Origin of the sequence: uncultured Maribacter sp., from assembly GCF_947500405.1 — a bacterium.
In the GTDB taxonomy this organism is placed as follows: Bacteria; Bacteroidota; Bacteroidia; order Flavobacteriales; family Flavobacteriaceae; genus Maribacter_B.
In genome coordinates, this window is record NZ_CANMRY010000002.1 from 67,490 (window position 1) to 82,636 (window position 15,147).

Sequence of the window (15,147 nt, forward strand, 5' to 3'; positions counted from 1 at the left end):
TTTAATTTTGAATAATTAGTGTTTTACTTTTTTAAAAATTGCTGCTGTATTACAACCTCCAAAACCAGAAGCTGTTTTTAGAAAAATAGTAAGATTTTTAGCGGCAGTACTCTTAATAATATTTATTGTTTTACTTACCCCTATTTCATCGAAACCTAAAGAAGCAAAAAGTGTATTTTTATGCATGGAATGCATTCCTATTATAGTTTCTAATAAGCCTGAAGCACCTAAAGTGTGACCAAAATAACCCTTAAGGCTATTAAGTGGGGTTTTGTTCATTTGCAACCTATTAAAAGCTATTGCCTCCATCTCATCGTTAAAGATTGTTGCTGTTCCGTGAGCCGAAATATAGTCTATCTCCGAAGCAAGAATATTAGCCTCTTTAAGAGCTGAATTTACACTCCTAACCAAACCTTCTCCTGTTCTTGAAGGGCCAGAAATATGGTTTGCATCATTAGCGGTACCGTCGCCTAAAATCTCTACTGCTTCGGGTGCTAAATTAGATATATCTTTAGTTACCAAAATACTTGCTGCAACTTCCCCAATATTAATTCCAGTTCTGTGTTTACTATACGGTTTACACGGCTCATTACTTAGTGCTTGAAAAGAATTAAAACCAGAAACTGTAAACTTAGTTACCAAATCTCCGCTTACAATAAAAACAGAGTCAAACAAATCTTGTTTAATTAAACGTTTTGCTATGGATGTTGCTAAAACACCAGAAACACAAGCATTAGATAAAACCAAAGGTTCTTTTAAAAACCCAAAATGAGTTTGCACTGCTTTTCCTAATTCAGATAAATATACTTTACCTTCATTGTGCGTAGAGTTAATTTCTAAAACATCAATATTTCCTTTGGTTGTAGAAATAATTAACCCTGAGCGTTCTGTAATTTTAATTTTACTAGCAGAAATAACTTTACTTAGAGAAAGTATCATCATTTTCTCTAATGTAGTATGTGCATTTTTAGAATTTAAACTCATAAATTCTTCTTCCAATTTTTCTTTATCTACTAAAGAAGAATAAAAAGACTCTGGCATTAACGCTTTGTTATTAACCAGTTTTAAGCTAGTAATCTCATCTTTAATTTTATTAACAGCAGCGGCACTGTTAAAGCCATAAGACGAAACTATATTATTATAGGAAAGATAAATTTTATGCATCTATTAAACCCACTTTTCTTTTCCACTTCATAAAAAACTCTGGAATTGTCAAGGATAATTCTCCTCCTAATTCTACAAAAACTTGAACCGTTTCTCCTGTACAAACAATTTCTCCTTCAGGATTAAAAATTTTATACTTAAAAATCATTTTTGCAGCGGGGGAATCTACATAAGTTGTTTTAACAGTAGCTATATCTCCATAACGCAATGGTAATTTATGCTCTGTATTAGATTTTACTATTGGCGTAGAGAAATTATTATCTTTCTGATCTAAATAGGAAATACCATGATGTCTTCCAAAAGCCTCTCTACCATCTTCAAAATACTGTATATAATTACCATGCCATACAATTCCTAATGGATCCGTTTCTACAAAACGCACACGAATTTCACTAGTATAGGAAATTTCCTTTGAGGGTCTAGACCGCAATTTTTTTCTCATTATAAAGTATGGCTATTGTTGTTGTAATTATAAAAAATAAAAACAAGAGTGTAATTTCTGGAATAATTTCTGAAAAACCTACATTTCTTAAGAAAACGTCATAAAATGCATTTAGTCCCCAATTCATTGGGGATATATTTGATAATACTTGCATAAATTTTGGCATTGCAAAAACTGGAACCCAAACGCCTCCTAAAGCTGCAAGAATAACTACTAAGGTTGCTCCAAAGGGTGCAGATTGTTCATGTGTTTTAAAAACTGTACCAAGTAATAATCCTAAACCTACTGCCGCAAGGCCTGCAAATAAGGAAACTATTAATAGCAATGGCAATTTTCCTGTAATAGTAATTTCTGGAAGAGAAATAACAGGGAACAAATACAATCCTACTAATAGCATAAGTATAAATTGCACTACACAAACACCCAAATAAACTATAGTTTTTCCTCCTAAAACCGTGGCATAAGAAACAGGATTTGTTCGCAACCTAACAAAAGTTCCTTGAGACTTTTCCTTTACCATATTTATGGAAAGCGGTAGTATAATAAAAAATATAGCAAATAGGGACCATGCAGGAATGTTATGCTGACTGGCATTTGGTATGGTATTTTTAGCACTTTCCGGGACTATCTCCTTAAAGGAGATAAAACTATTGGTATCAAAAATTGGTTCTGTACTAGGCTCTTCAGACAGCTGCTCTTCAAAAGCTCTATAAATAGTTTGTATCTCTATACCCGAAATTACTCTATCAATACCGTTCTTAACAGAACTCTTAAAAGATTGTTGGGTTGCAGGGTCAAAATAAAGTTTAACTTCTTTCTTTTTATCCTTTTTTAGAATACTAGGTTCTAACTCTTCCTCTACTCCAAATTTAGCTAGAATGCCATCAACATTTTCATTTACTTTTATTTCTAAATCTGAAGATAAGTTTTCTGGTATTACAATTGCTAATTGATAATCTCCCTTAAAAACTAAGTCTTTGGCTTCCTGTTCTGAAACCTTGTTTATTACTTCAAAAGCATTGGTACTTGTAAGTCCTTTATTTATTTGTTGCGAGACAGAACCTTTATCATTATCTACAAAAAGAATAGGAATTTTAGAATCATTAATGGTCTTAAAGGTGTTATTTTGAATTAAAGTAATGGTTATTAGTAAAATTAACGGCATTACAAAAAGAATGGCCATTCCTCCCAAATCTCTGATTAAAAGTAAAAATTCTTTATATGCTGAAGCCCAAAGTTTATACATAATCTCTGAGTTCTTTTCCTGTTTTTGCAATAAAAACCTCTTCCAAACTACGAGCTCCTTCTTGTAGTTTTATTAATTCAGAAGGTTCTCCATTACAAATAAGCTTACCATGATCTATAATACCAACTCTAGTGCAAAAACTTTCTGCTTCATTTAAATGGTGCGATGTATAAACAATGGTTGCTCCGTTTTTATTTAATTCTTTTAAATGACTAATTATTGCATTTTTAGATTGTACATCTACACCTACTGTTGGTTCATCTAAAAATAACACTTTTGGCTCGTGTAAAATACTCCCTATTAGGTTAATTCTTCTTTTCATTCCGCCAGAAAAATGAAGAATTTTTTTATTTAAAAAATCGGTTAAACCTAGAATTTCTACATGTTGTTTTATTAACTCCTTAAGCTTATTTCCTTTAAGCCCATACATACTTCCTAAATAAAAAAGGTTTTCATATGCCGTTAATGATGGATACAAAGCGTATTCTTGCGGAACAATTCCAATAATTTGCTTAAGTTTATTTTTATTCTGTTTATAGGTAAGTCCGTTTATTGTAAACGAACCTTCCGTTGGTTTTATTAAAGAACTAAGCATAGAAATTAAAGTAGTTTTTCCGGCTCCATTAGGCCCTAGTAAACCAAAAATTTCTTGATTTTCTATTACCAAATCTATATTGGACACTGAATATTCTTCTGCTCCTATATATTTTTTAGATAGTTGGTTAATAGTTATCATTTTTATATAAAATTAGACCGCCTTCTTTAATTTTTTAAAAAAAGCTTCTTCTTTATCTGCAATAGTAGCCAATTGATCCGCTACTTTATTATAACCATCTTCGGTTGCACTACGGTTTTTATAAATACGAGAAGCATCTACAGCAAAATCTCGCCATAAATCTCCAATTTGTGTAATTTCTTTAGATAATGTAGAAAGTTGGTCATTCTCCAAAATCTTACTTGCTTCTTGTAAAAAAGCACCATAAATATACCTAAAGCCACCACCACCAGTACCAATTTCTTCTTGCATACGAACAATTTGTCCTAAATAGTGATTAGCGGTTTTAACCCCTTTTTTTGCTGGCCACTTACGAATTAGTTTTGCTATTTTACGTATAGCTTTTACTCCAACAAGAGGAACAGGAGCTGTCATGTCTTTACAAGTATGCCTTATCCCTTTTACAATTGCCTTTTTTAATTCTAATTTGTCTGGAAATTCTATAGGGTAATACATATGCCCTTTAGGGGCAAATGCTCCTTTAGCAAAACGAACTTTTTCTAGTTCTTTTTCTGATAGAGAAGTAACCTCCTCCATAACAGGGTCACTTATTAAATATCTTCCTTCTTTTTTCCCATATACAACCATATTATGAGCATTAAAATGAAAGCGATATTCTTCTGGAAAATATACTAAATTATACACTCCAACTTGCAAACCAACAGGGTTATTTTTTTCTAAATTTTCATCTAACCTTGCTTTTGCTTTTTGTGCAGTACTAAATTTTTCGCGTTTTATTTTTACCCCAGTACGTTTTGCAAAACGATTAAAAATAGTTCCTGGCATTGCACGATACGTAACTACAGGTGCATGATTAACTTTTAAAAAAGGAAGGTAACTAAATAATAATCCAGAGCCAATGCCAAAAACCATTGGTTCACTAACTTCAAAACCATTAAAACGCATTAAGTTAGACACTACGCCATTTTCACAATGTGCAGATTGTTTGTGGGTAAAGTTTATTTCCATGGACTTTATTTATGAATATCCTTTAGTTGTTCAATAGTAATTTCAAAAATATCGGCATATTTTTGAAGTGTTTTTTTACTTAATTTTTTAAAAACAGAGGGTTTAAAATGTCTTTTTACCCTCCATGCCCACATGCCTACATAACTTGCTAAAATACCTACATCCATTTTGTGGAGTTCCATGTAATATTCAATAGGACTGGTAGTATTATTTAGAACTTTTTGCTTAGCAATCTCGGTTCTTTCCTCTATATCCTTAATAGCATTATCTAAAGCAATGGTTTTAGGATCCCAACCAGTACTTAATTCTGTAGTATATTCTCCATTTTCATCTACAGCATAATACATTTCTTTAATATTAGCCGACTCTAGATTACTTTTATCCTGAGGCACTTCGTTTTTCTTCATCTCTATATTTCGTGAATTAGAAAGTTTAGAGTACAAGCTACAATTAATTCATCATTATTAAAAATAGCCCCTTCAATTGTACAAATACTAACTCCTTCCGTATCAAACCTAGAAACTAACTTTGTCCTAGTAACAATGGTATCTCCTACCTTTGGAAGCTGATGTATAGTTACTTTTTTAATTGCACTTATATAGCCTGTAATATTATTAGTTTTACCTTCTAAATCTCCTTTTTCAAAAAAACTTTGCCCCACAACCGCAGAGCTAACTTGTGCAGCATTCTCTATAAGGCCAGGTTCTTTTAAAACATCGTCTTTTACAAAAACACAATCGTTTTTTATCTGAAATTCTCCTGTGGCACTATCGTCATTTATATGGGTAATATAAGACACCATGAGCATTGGGTCTCTATGAGGTAAAAAGTTTTTAATGCCAATTTTATTTTTGCCCACGTATTTTTTATTTTGCTAATACGGTTTTCATTTCGCTTAATGCAATAATTTCCCCTTCGCACTCCACTTCAATTTTCACTAAAGTTACTCCCATTATATCATGTAAAATAACAACCGAGGTTTTTAGTTCTTGTCCTTCTTTTGGCAACTTAATTATCTCCGCTTTTTTTATAGAACCTATATAACCAGTAGGTGCTTCTTGGTTTTTAAGAAAATATGAATATCCGGTATGTAAGGCAACGGTTTGTGCCATATTCTCTATTAATCCAGGACCCTGAAAATAACCGTTAGATGAAAATAAGTCTTCCTTTTTTATTTTAAAGCCAGAAATTATCTTCTCGGTTGAAAAATAGAACAATGTATCTACCATTACAAACGGCCATTTTTGTGGAATTAAGTTCTGTATAAAACTTTCATCAGTAATTGGTTGTTCTACTACATTCATTTAACATACAGTTAAATATGCATAAGTATAAGAAAAACGAGCACTTTCTGGAACATGAAGAAGTATTCTATCTCCTTTTTTTAGTTTCCCAGAAGCCACCAATTCTTCTAACATTACATATATAGATGCAGCTCCTACATTACCTACATTCTCTAAATTTAAAAACCACTTATCCCAAGGAATTTCTACCCCTTGTAATTTAAGCTCCTCATAAAGATTTTCTTTGAAATAATAGGACGAAATATGAGGTAAATAATAATCTACATCCTCTGGGTCTATATTATTTTTCTCAAAAGCTAATTTTAAACTATCTACACCTTTTACTAAGATATTTTCACCTAATAAACGTGTGTCTTGTTTCATAGCAAACAAGGATATTTTACCCCATTCTTTTGCAGGAAACTCACTCCAAGGTTTTAGGTTTCCATCTTCTAATTTGTCTGCTCCTGCATACATACATGCTTCTATTTCATGTGCATAAGAGTAACCTTCCATCCACTCTACTTTTAATGGAGTATTCCCTTTAGGTTCACTTTCTAAAAGAACAGCACCGGCACCATCCGATAGCATCCAACGTAAAAAATCTTTATTAAAAGCTAAAATAGGGCTATCTTCTAACTCACTAAGTTGCTCTACTTCATCTTCAAAAACATCTGCTCGCATCCAACTAGAAGTTCTTTCAGAACCTGCGCAAACAGCATTTTCTACTTGACCAGTTTTTATAGAAAGAAATCCAAATTTTAAAGCATTCATTCCAGAACAACAAGCTCCAGACGGAGAGTTTATTTCCATATTACCATTCTTTAAAAAACCATGTACCATAGAGGTATGAGAAGGTAATATTTGATCGGGACTAGATGTTCCGCAGGATAACAACTGTATATCTTTTGTTGTAAAATTAGCATCACATAAATTCTCCACAGCCTCTTTTGTTAGCTGCGCATTATTATGGGTAACCTGGCCATTTTCATCAATGGCATAATATCTAGTTTTAATTTTATTGTTACGCAAAACAATACGTCTTGCTTTTGATGTTTTTCCTCCAATTTTTCCAAGTTTTTCCTCCATTTGATCATTATCAACTGGTTTGTTAGGTAAAAACTTAGATATTCTTGTTATGTATACTTCTTTCATGAATTTTCCTTTAAATAAACCGAAGAAAAATATTCTTTCTCTCTTTTTCTTTTAAGGCGCGTAGGCAAATAAGTCAACAAAAATACAATAAAAACTATTGGTGCAATAACCCAAATTGCAAATAATAAATAATACTTAAAAACCTTAAGAAATTTTACTCTTTTAGGTGCTCCAGACTTTCCTTTTTTTATAATAAGATTTGCCCATTTAGAAAAGATAACATTACCTCTTTCATCTGTCATTACTAAATAAGGGTTCACAATAACACCTCCAAGCTTTACAAATGTTTTTTGAAGTGTTGAAAAATCGTTTTTTTCTAATGCTTCTTTAATTGGCGCCCCATATTTATTTGCCTCTTTTATATCTTTATCTGATACACCTGGTTTAGGAAAAATTCCTAAGTAACGGTCTTTTTTACCAGATAACATCCAGTATTCAATAGTTATAACACTAATATGATTAATATGCTTATCTACAAAAGCTAAATGTCCAACCAAATTTGCATTGGCTTTTACTAAAAGTCTTTTTACTTTCTCTTGCGCTTGCAACCACATATTTCTACAAGCAACAACTGTTATAACAGGTGTATTACCCATTATTTTCTCTGCAAATTCTGACTTCAAAAAAGAGTTTATAGGTATTGAAGGAGTTAAAAACCAAACTTGGTACCCTAAAACCACCAAATCAAAATCTTTGTTTAAAATTTCTTTTGGAGGGGTTTCTATCTCTGAGGGTATTTGTAAAAAGGTCTCTGGAAAAACATCATAAAAACTATCTTTCCCCCAAGGAAATTCAAAAGGCTTTACGGGTTTTATTTCATAATAAGTTACATTAATTTCTTCCTTAAAAATTGGGGTAATCATATTTTTAAGAATAGTTGTTAGCTGCCCTGTTTGAGAATAATGTATAACTAGTATTTCTTTCATTCTACTTTTTTAGAATTCCAAAATTTAAAATAATTAAACCATTGTAAAGGATATTTTCCCAACATCCACTCTATACTTTCTGTGTATTCTTTTAATAAAGCTTGTGCATTCCTATTCTCTACCTTAGCTTTTCTTGCATATAAATGGTAATGCTTTTTTGTTTCTTTCATTACATATACAAAAAGAACAGGAACATTTAATCTAGATGCCATTAAGAAAGGTCCAGCAGGAAATTCTGCCTCATTTCCTAATAGTTTTTCTGTTAAGGTTTTATTTCCTTCAAAATAACGATCCCCTGTAAAACACACTAGACCTCCTTGATCAAGCGCTGTTTTTATTTCAAAAATATGGCTTAAATCTTCATTAACAAGGATAAACTTAATTTTAGATTTTCTTGTTACACTTTCTAAATATTCTTTTATTTGTTCATGCTCGCTATCTGTAGTTACAAGGTGAATTTGCGAATTATGATCTATTTCATCAAAAAAGAAATCTGCTATTTCAAAATTTCCAACATGAGCGCTAATAAGAATACCTCCTTGCTTTTCTTTAAGAAGGTTATTTATTTCTTCTACACCATCAAACTCATAGGTAAACTTGTTTCTTAAACCACTAGATATAGCAACTTTATCTATTATGGTTTGCCCAAAAACATAGGTATTCTTTAATATACTTATGGTACTTTTTAGGGTAGAATATTTTAAATGGTTTTTAAAATAGTCATAACTAGATGTTCTACCTTCTCTTGAAAAGAAAAAGTAGTAAACAACAACAAAATTTAATATAAAGTAGGCAAAAGACAGACCTAAAGTTTTTATAAAAAAAACAAAGATTTTATACCCTAAAACGGTTCCTTTGGATTTTCCTTCCCACTTTTTTGCCATTGCAATGTTAGCCTAATTTTTTCTCAATAAGGTCGTAAAAATGTTGTAATGTAGTAACGTTGATAAAGTCTTCACCAACAAGTTTTACTCCAAAATTAGACTCTACTGCAACCACAAGGTCTACAAAATCTAAACTATCTAATTCTAAAGTATCTTTAAGGTTAGCTTCTGGATGAATATCATCTTGTTCTACCTCAAATTCGTCTATAAGAAAGTCGTTTATCTTTTCAATAATAACTTCTTTATCCATCTAATTATATTGTTTTTATTACAAGCGCAGAGTTTGTTCCTCCAAAGCCAAAAGAATTGGATAAAAATACATCAATTTTTTTATCTACGGTTTTGGTTACTAAATTTAATTTAGCGGAATCTTCATCTGTATTCTCTAAATTTATATTTGGGGCTACAAATGAGTTTTGCATCATTAGCATAGAGTATATTACCTCACTAGCCCCAGCCATCCAACATTCATGCCCAGTCATAGATTTTGTTGAGCTTACTAATGGACGATAATCTCCAAAAACTTCATGAATTGCCTTTGCCTCATTAGCGTCTCCTACAGGAGTTGATGTAGCATGCGCATTTACATAATCTATCTGCGAAGCGTTCATATTGGCGTCTTCTAAAGCTTTTTTCATTGCTTTAGATGGCCCATCAACGTTTGGTGTAGATATATGACCCCCGTTTGACGAGAAACCATAGCCTACAATCTCTCCTAAAATTGGAGCCCCTCTTTTTACCGCGGACTCATAGCTTTCTAATATTACGGTAGCACCGCCACCACTTGGTACAAGTCCACTCCTGTCTTTATCAAAAGGTCTTGAAGCCTTTGTTGGATTTTCATTATTTATTGCAAAAACACCCAATCCATCAAAACTAGCCATTGCCAAAGGGTTAATTTCTTGAGCACCTCCCGATATAATGCAATCTTGCATACCACTTTTTATTAAATGATACGCCATTCCTATAGCATGAGACCCACTTGCGCAAGCCGCACTCACAGTAAAATTAATTCCTGTTAATTTAAATATTGTAGAAAGGTTCATGGTTATGGTAGAATTCATAGCTTTAAAAATTGCACCAGAACCAACAAGGGTAGTATCTTTTTTTTCTCTAACCGTATCTATAGAATCTATTACAGATTTGGCCGTACTATCATTACCATAAATAACTCCTACTTCATTTGCATCTAAAAAATCTTGTGAAATTTTTGCATTAGCAAGTGCTTCTTGTGTTGCGGCATAAGCATAAGCACCTTCTTGACCTAAACTAATACGTTGCCGTCTAGAAAGCTCTTTTTTAAGATTTGGGGAATCTACCATACCAGTAATCGGAGATCTATATCCAAGATCTTCTCTTTCCTGATCAAAAGCAATTCCAGATTTACCTTCATATAGGGAAGATTTTACCTCCTCTAGATTTTTGCCTATACAAGAGTAAATACCCATTCCCGTTATTACCACTCTTCTCATTACCTACAAACTCATTTAAGAGTATATCCCTCCATTTATATTAATAACTTCTCCTGTAATATAAGAAGCTTTTTTAGAAATTAAAAAAGAAACTAAATCTGCTACTTCTTGAGCTTCCCCAAATCTATTGGCAGGAATCATTCTTTTTAATTCTTTTTCATCTAATTCTCCAGTCATATCTGTTTTAATAAAACCAGGAGCTACAGCATTTACAGTAACGTTTCTTTTAGCAACTTCTTGTGCCAATGCTTTGGTTGCTGCAATAATTGCTCCTTTTGCAGCCGAATAATTGGTCTGACCCGGAGTACCCTTAAGACCAGATACAGAAACCATATTTACAATTCTTCCGTATTTATTTACAAGCAATTTTTGAATTAGGTGATTGGTGACATTAAAAAAGCCATTTAAACTTGTATTAATAACACTAGACCAATCTTCTGGTTTCATCCACATAAATAGACCATCTTTTGTTATTCCTGCATTATTAATTACAGCTTCAATAATTGCATTTTCATTTGCTTCTTGCCAAGCATCTAAACGCGCTTTTACTTCTTCTAAATTTCCAACATTAAATTGAATGATCTCTCCAGAACCACCAGCATTCTCAACCTCTTTTAAAGTATCTTCTGCTGCTTTTTGGTTACTATTATAATTGATTAGAATTTTATATTCTGAATCTTTAGCTAGCTGAATACAAACAGCTTTTCCTATTCCACGAGATCCTCCAGTTACAAGAGCATATTTTTTAGGCGCAATTTTCTCCTTCATTTATTTATGATGCTTTCTAAAGTTATTTACTAGTATCTACAAAGTTTTCTGCATTCTGAAACCATTTGCCTCCTAAAGCTTCTCCCTTTTCATTAATAAAGCCCCACTTTTTGTTAGACTTTACTCTGGCTAAACCGTTAATAAAACCTTTTTTAAATCCAGACATTACAAAGGAAAATCCACCAGATATATCGTACTCCATAGGAATTACTAATGCTCCAGATGTATTTACAAATCCCCACTTTTTATCTCTTACTGGCGCCAAACCTTTATCTCCAAAGATTTCTGCATCTCTATAATCAAAAGGAATTACCTCTTCTCCTTTTTCATTGATATAACCCCAAGCTTTTCCTTTTAAAACTGGCGCCAATCCATCAACAAAAGCTTTTACTTTATTAAAAGTTGGTTCTATAACCCATTCTCCGCTTGCATTAATAAAACCCCAAGTTTTTCCTTTCCTAGCATACGTAAGTTTAGATGAGGAATGAAAATCCCATATTTTAGTAGCACCAGGCACAACTTGCAATTTACCATCAACAATAACACCAAAATCTTCTCCTTTTCTTCCCCATATACCATTGCTATTATATTTACTTATTTCTTTATAATCTGCAGGTATAACAAGCTCCCCTTTTTTATTTATAAGCCCCCAAGACTCTCCAATTTTTACCTTAGCATGACCTTCCCAAAAGTTTTTTACTACTGTATATTTAGGTTCTAAAATAAGTTTACCGTCTGTTCCTAAAATTCCTATTCTTTCTCCTTTTTTAAATAATGCTACACCATCATTAAAATCATAATACTTATCTGGCACAGGGGTTTCTAATTGTTTTCCTGTCCCATCTACATACTTCCAAACCTCATTACTATAGACTAAGGCGTATCCAGAGTTAAATCTTTTTACTTTGTCATATTCAGGTTTAATTACCCATTCTCCTTTTGCATTAATAAAACCCCACTTATCATCTTTTCTAGCAGCTGCATATTTTCCCGAGAAGCTTGCAGCTTTTTCAAATTGAGGCTCAATTACATATACCCCAGATTTATTAATATACCCAAATAAATCATTCTCTCTAACCAATGCAAGTTCTTGCGCATAGAAAGAAGAAACTGATAATAAAATAGTTAAAATAAATAAAAACCCCTTTTTCATAATTTTTAGTTTTCGTTGTTAATAATAAAATCTTTTACTTGATTAACAAAAGGATACATAACAAGATCCTCTTTAAACGGGGGAACAATTTTTCTTATTTTAGAATATAAAGTTTTAGTTTTAGAAGAAACTTTATCCTGAACTCCTAAATACTCTATTGCTTGTGTTATAGTAATTAACTCTATTGCCATAACCTCAAAAGCATTTTCTATTACTTTTTTGGTTATTAAAGCTGCATTAGTACCCATACTAACAATATCTTGATTGTCATTGTTATTTGGTATACTGTGCACATACATAGGGTTAGACAACATTTGGTTTTCTGCAGTAGTAGAAGTTGCTGTAAACTGTACTCCTTGCATTCCAAAATTTAAACCTAGTTCTCCTAAATTAACAAAAGGCGGTAATATATCATTCAACTTAGAGTTCATTAAATAATTTAGTTGTCTTTCTGCCAACATACTGGTTTTAGCAACTACTATTTTTAGCTTATCCATCTCTAAAGAAACATAATCTCCATGGAAATTTCCGCCATGATATACATGCTTTTTCTCTACATTAACAATAGGGTTATCATTTGCAGAGTTTACTTCTTCTATCATTATTTTTTCAACACCATTTAAGGTGTCTAAAACTGGTCCTAATATTTGTGGCACACACCTAATAGAGTAGTACTCTTGTACTTTTTCTTCAAAAACAGAGACGCCATCATTATTGGTATATAAGTGATGTTCTCTTTTTCTTGTTAACTCACTATCTTTTAAATGGCTACGCATAGAACGTGCAATTTCTCGCTGACCTTTATGCATTTTTGTATTATTTAGCTCTTCTGATAAATGATCGTCATAAGCTTGCATTATTTCATTTATAGCAGAGGAAGAAGAAATCATCCACTCTAAAAGTCTACGAGTATATATGGTATTTACAATACCAATACCCGTCATTACAGAAGTACCATTAATAAGTCCTAAACCTTCCCTAAGTTCTACAGAAATTGGTTGTAAACCTTCCTTTTTAAATATTTCTTCTGTTGGTCTTCTTTCTCCTTTATAAAAAACCTCCCCTTCTCCTATTAAAACCAGAGCTAAATGTGCTAATTGAACTAAATCTCCACTAGCACCAACACCACCATGTTCATAAATTAACGGAGTTATATCTCTATTAATTAATTCTATCATTAACTCAACAACAGAAATATGAATTCCAGAATTCCCTAAGCTCAATGTGTTAATCCTTGCAAGCATTGCTGCTTTCACATATTTTGGTGCTATTGGGTTTCCTGTTCCAGAAGCATGACTTCTTATAAGATTGTATTGCAATTTAATTCTTTCAGAATCTTTAATCTTATACTGAGCCATTGGCCCAAATCCTGTATTTACTCCGTAGATTACTTTATTCTGAGAAAATTCTTTTAAAAAATTATGGCTTTCATTAATTGTAGCTACAACTTTTGGGTCTATAGTTAACTTTTCTCCTTTGAAAATTACATTATAAAACTCTGTAATTCCTAACTTTCCTTTAATTTTTGGCATCTAATGTTGGCTATACTTAAATAAGCGGCAATTTATAAATAAAAATGATTAATTTGCTGTGCAAATTTACATTATTTAATAAATATCCAATTTAATCTGTAAGATGATTCAAGAAAATGTTGAAGTATTAATAATAGGAGCAGGACCATCTGGCTCAGTAGCAGCTTCCTATTTGCACAACAATGGCGTTAAAGTAAAAGTTGTAGAGAAAAGTACATTTCCTAGATTTGTAATTGGGGAAAGTCTTCTACCAAGATGTATGGATCATTTTGATGAAGTGGATTTATTACAACCTTTAAAAGATTTTGGATTTGAAGTTAAATCTGGTGCTCGATTTATGAGAGGGGAAGAAATTTGTAACTTCGACTTTGCAAAAAAACATGGCGAAGGTTGGGATTGGACCTGGCAAGTACCTAGAGCAGATTTTGATACTATATTAACCAATACGCTAATAGAAAGAGGCGTTGACATTGCTTTTGAACAAGAAGTTACAGATGTCGTTATTACAGACGAAGGTTCCACAATTAGTTTAAAAAATAATAAAGGTGAAATTTCTAAAATTTTTGCCAAATTTATTATTGACTCTAGTGGATATGGTAGAGTATTACCAAGAATACTAGATTTAGATAAACCGTCTCCACTACCAAAACACTCTTCTATATTTGCGCATGTAAATGACCCTAAACGACCTGAAGGTGTGGAAGGGACCCTAATAACGTTTGATGTTTTGAGTAAAGAAACCTGGCTATGGGTAATTCCTTTTTCTAATGGACGCACAAGTATTGGTCTTGTAGGACCCACGGAATACATGGATTCTTTTAAAGGGACAAACGAAGAGAAATTAAAAGAAATAATAAACCTCTCTACGTACTATAGAGACCGTTTTGATGGAGTAGATATTAACTTTGAACCAAAACTTATTAAAAATTACTCTAAATCTGTAAAACAAATTTATGGTAAAGGATATGCTCTTACCGGAAATAGTGCAGAATTTTTAGACCCTGTATTTTCTTCTGGTGTAACTTTCGCAACAGAATCTGCTTTACTTGCAGCAAAATTGGCTGCAAAAGAACTAAAAGGAGAAAAAGTTAATTGGGAAGTAGAATATTATGAATACATAAAAGAAGGTGTAGATGTTTTTTCTACTTATGTAAAAGAGTGGTATACAGGAAACCTACAAAAAATATTTTTTCACAGACCAGAAAATCCTGAAATAAAAAAGCAAATATGTGCAGTACTAGCTGGGTATGTTTGGGATAAAACTAACCCTTTTGTAAAAAATCATAATCGTTTGGTAAGGACTGTTGCAAAGGTAATAGACATGGAAAACCAAACCGTGTAATACCAAAAAAGAGAGCAATTAATATAATTGCTCTCT

17 protein-coding genes are annotated in these 15,147 nt (G+C 32.3%); 1 reads left to right on the plus strand and 16 read right to left on the minus strand.

Annotated features, from left to right (window positions below):
* Positions 1-15: 15 nt before the first annotated feature.
* From Q0945_RS02460 to Q0945_RS02535, 16 genes are read right to left on the minus strand one after another with little or no spacing between them, the layout of a single operon-like run.
* Entirely contained in the window at positions 16-1,164 is a 1,149-nt protein-coding gene (locus Q0945_RS02460; RefSeq protein ID WP_299430436.1) for a beta-ketoacyl synthase, read from the minus strand.
* Entirely contained in the window at positions 1,157-1,606 is a 450-nt protein-coding gene (locus tag Q0945_RS02465) for an acyl-CoA thioesterase (protein ID WP_299430438.1), read from the minus strand. Before Q0945_RS02465 ends, Q0945_RS02460 begins: the two co-directional genes overlap by 8 nt.
* Positions 1,584-2,852 (minus strand): ABC transporter permease, encoded by a 1,269-nt coding sequence (locus Q0945_RS02470; protein ID WP_299430440.1) that lies wholly within the window; start codon positions 2,850-2,852, stop codon positions 1,584-1,586. The genes Q0945_RS02465 and Q0945_RS02470 overlap by 23 nt, the downstream gene beginning before the upstream one ends.
* Positions 2,845-3,588, minus strand: coding sequence for an ABC transporter ATP-binding protein (locus tag Q0945_RS02475; RefSeq protein ID WP_299430442.1), 744 nt, complete (start codon positions 3,586-3,588; stop codon positions 2,845-2,847). Before Q0945_RS02475 ends, Q0945_RS02470 begins: the two co-directional genes overlap by 8 nt.
* A 12-nt stretch (positions 3,589-3,600) precedes the next feature.
* Positions 3,601-4,596: a BtrH N-terminal domain-containing protein gene (locus tag Q0945_RS02480; RefSeq protein WP_299430444.1), complete on the minus strand. Its 996-nt coding sequence runs from the start codon at positions 4,594-4,596 to the stop codon at positions 3,601-3,603.
* Between the two features lie 5 nt (positions 4,597-4,601).
* The gene (locus Q0945_RS02485; protein WP_299430446.1) at positions 4,602-5,003 is read right to left on the minus strand and encodes a hypothetical protein; all 402 of its coding nucleotides are present in this window, start codon (positions 5,001-5,003) and stop codon (positions 4,602-4,604) included.
* Positions 5,004-5,005: 2 nt separating this feature from the next.
* Entirely contained in the window at positions 5,006-5,455 is a 450-nt protein-coding gene (locus tag Q0945_RS02490; protein ID WP_299430448.1) for an ABC transporter permease, read from the minus strand.
* Positions 5,456-5,462: 7 nt separating this feature from the next.
* Positions 5,463-5,900: a hypothetical protein gene (locus tag Q0945_RS02495; protein WP_299430449.1), complete on the minus strand. Its 438-nt coding sequence runs from the start codon at positions 5,898-5,900 to the stop codon at positions 5,463-5,465.
* Positions 5,901-7,034 carry a beta-ketoacyl-ACP synthase III gene (locus Q0945_RS02500; protein ID WP_299430451.1) on the minus strand — a complete coding sequence of 378 codons (1,134 nt, stop codon included), beginning with the start codon at positions 7,032-7,034 and terminating at the stop codon, positions 5,901-5,903.
* Positions 7,031-7,960, minus strand: a complete 930-nt coding sequence (locus tag Q0945_RS02505; protein WP_299430453.1) for a dialkylrecorsinol condensing enzyme DarA — start codon at positions 7,958-7,960, stop codon at positions 7,031-7,033. Before Q0945_RS02505 ends, Q0945_RS02500 begins: the two co-directional genes overlap by 4 nt.
* Positions 7,957-8,844, minus strand: coding sequence for a lipid A biosynthesis acyltransferase (locus Q0945_RS02510; RefSeq protein ID WP_299430455.1), 888 nt, complete (start codon positions 8,842-8,844; stop codon positions 7,957-7,959). The genes Q0945_RS02505 and Q0945_RS02510 overlap by 4 nt, the downstream gene beginning before the upstream one ends.
* Before the next feature lie 7 nt (positions 8,845-8,851).
* The gene (locus tag Q0945_RS02515) at positions 8,852-9,094 is read right to left on the minus strand and encodes a phosphopantetheine-binding protein (protein WP_121063795.1); all 243 of its coding nucleotides are present in this window, start codon (positions 9,092-9,094) and stop codon (positions 8,852-8,854) included.
* Positions 9,095-9,098: 4 nt separating this feature from the next.
* On the minus strand, positions 9,099-10,316 hold the full coding sequence (locus tag Q0945_RS02520; RefSeq protein WP_299430457.1) for a beta-ketoacyl-[acyl-carrier-protein] synthase family protein: 1,218 nt from the start codon (positions 10,314-10,316) through the stop codon (positions 9,099-9,101).
* Positions 10,317-10,331: 15 nt separating this feature from the next.
* Positions 10,332-11,084, minus strand: coding sequence for a 3-oxoacyl-ACP reductase FabG (gene fabG, locus Q0945_RS02525; protein WP_299430459.1), 753 nt, complete (start codon positions 11,082-11,084; stop codon positions 10,332-10,334).
* Between the two features lie 22 nt (positions 11,085-11,106).
* Positions 11,107-12,237 (minus strand): WG repeat-containing protein, encoded by a 1,131-nt coding sequence (locus Q0945_RS02530; protein ID WP_299430461.1) that lies wholly within the window; start codon positions 12,235-12,237, stop codon positions 11,107-11,109.
* 5 nt (positions 12,238-12,242) lie between these two features.
* A complete protein-coding gene (locus Q0945_RS02535; protein ID WP_299430463.1) occupies positions 12,243-13,769 on the minus strand; it encodes an aromatic amino acid ammonia-lyase in 1,527 nt (508 codons plus the stop codon).
* Between the two features lie 103 nt (positions 13,770-13,872).
* On the opposite strand from Q0945_RS02535, the gene Q0945_RS02540 reads away from it, so the two are divergent.
* A complete protein-coding gene (locus tag Q0945_RS02540) occupies positions 13,873-15,111 on the plus strand; it encodes an NAD(P)/FAD-dependent oxidoreductase (RefSeq protein WP_299430465.1) in 1,239 nt (412 codons plus the stop codon).
* Positions 15,112-15,147 lie beyond the last annotated feature (36 nt).

What these genes read in the sequence shown, in the direction of transcription:
- Q0945_RS02460 (WP_299430436.1), bottom strand. Translation starts at nt 1,164, where the DNA reads ATGCATAAAATTTATCTTTCCTATAATAATATAGTTTCGTCTTATGGC.
- Q0945_RS02465 (WP_299430438.1), bottom strand. Translation starts at nt 1,606, where the DNA reads ATGAGAAAAAAATTGCGGTCTAGACCCTCAAAGGAAATTTCCTATACT.
- Q0945_RS02470 (WP_299430440.1), bottom strand. Translation starts at nt 2,852, where the DNA reads ATGTATAAACTTTGGGCTTCAGCATATAAAGAATTTTTACTTTTAATC.
- Q0945_RS02475 (WP_299430442.1), bottom strand. Translation starts at nt 3,588, where the DNA reads ATGATAACTATTAACCAACTATCTAAAAAATATATAGGAGCAGAAGAA.
- Q0945_RS02480 (WP_299430444.1), bottom strand. Translation starts at nt 4,596, where the DNA reads ATGGAAATAAACTTTACCCACAAACAATCTGCACATTGTGAAAATGGC.
- Q0945_RS02485 (WP_299430446.1), bottom strand. Translation starts at nt 5,003, where the DNA reads ATGAAGAAAAACGAAGTGCCTCAGGATAAAAGTAATCTAGAGTCGGCT.
- Q0945_RS02495 (WP_299430449.1), bottom strand. Translation starts at nt 5,900, where the DNA reads ATGAATGTAGTAGAACAACCAATTACTGATGAAAGTTTTATACAGAAC.
- Q0945_RS02500 (WP_299430451.1), bottom strand. Translation starts at nt 7,034, where the DNA reads ATGAAAGAAGTATACATAACAAGAATATCTAAGTTTTTACCTAACAAA.
- Q0945_RS02505 (WP_299430453.1), bottom strand. Translation starts at nt 7,960, where the DNA reads ATGAAAGAAATACTAGTTATACATTATTCTCAAACAGGGCAGCTAACA.
- Q0945_RS02510 (WP_299430455.1), bottom strand. Translation starts at nt 8,844, where the DNA reads ATGGCAAAAAAGTGGGAAGGAAAATCCAAAGGAACCGTTTTAGGGTAT.
- Q0945_RS02515 (WP_121063795.1), bottom strand. Translation starts at nt 9,094, where the DNA reads ATGGATAAAGAAGTTATTATTGAAAAGATAAACGACTTTCTTATAGAC.
- Q0945_RS02520 (WP_299430457.1), bottom strand. Translation starts at nt 10,316, where the DNA reads ATGAGAAGAGTGGTAATAACGGGAATGGGTATTTACTCTTGTATAGGC.
- fabG (WP_299430459.1), bottom strand. Translation starts at nt 11,084, where the DNA reads ATGAAGGAGAAAATTGCGCCTAAAAAATATGCTCTTGTAACTGGAGGA.
- Q0945_RS02530 (WP_299430461.1), bottom strand. Translation starts at nt 12,237, where the DNA reads ATGAAAAAGGGGTTTTTATTTATTTTAACTATTTTATTATCAGTTTCT.
- Q0945_RS02535 (WP_299430463.1), bottom strand. Translation starts at nt 13,769, where the DNA reads ATGCCAAAAATTAAAGGAAAGTTAGGAATTACAGAGTTTTATAATGTA.
- Q0945_RS02540 (WP_299430465.1), top strand. Translation starts at nt 13,873, where the DNA reads ATGATTCAAGAAAATGTTGAAGTATTAATAATAGGAGCAGGACCATCT.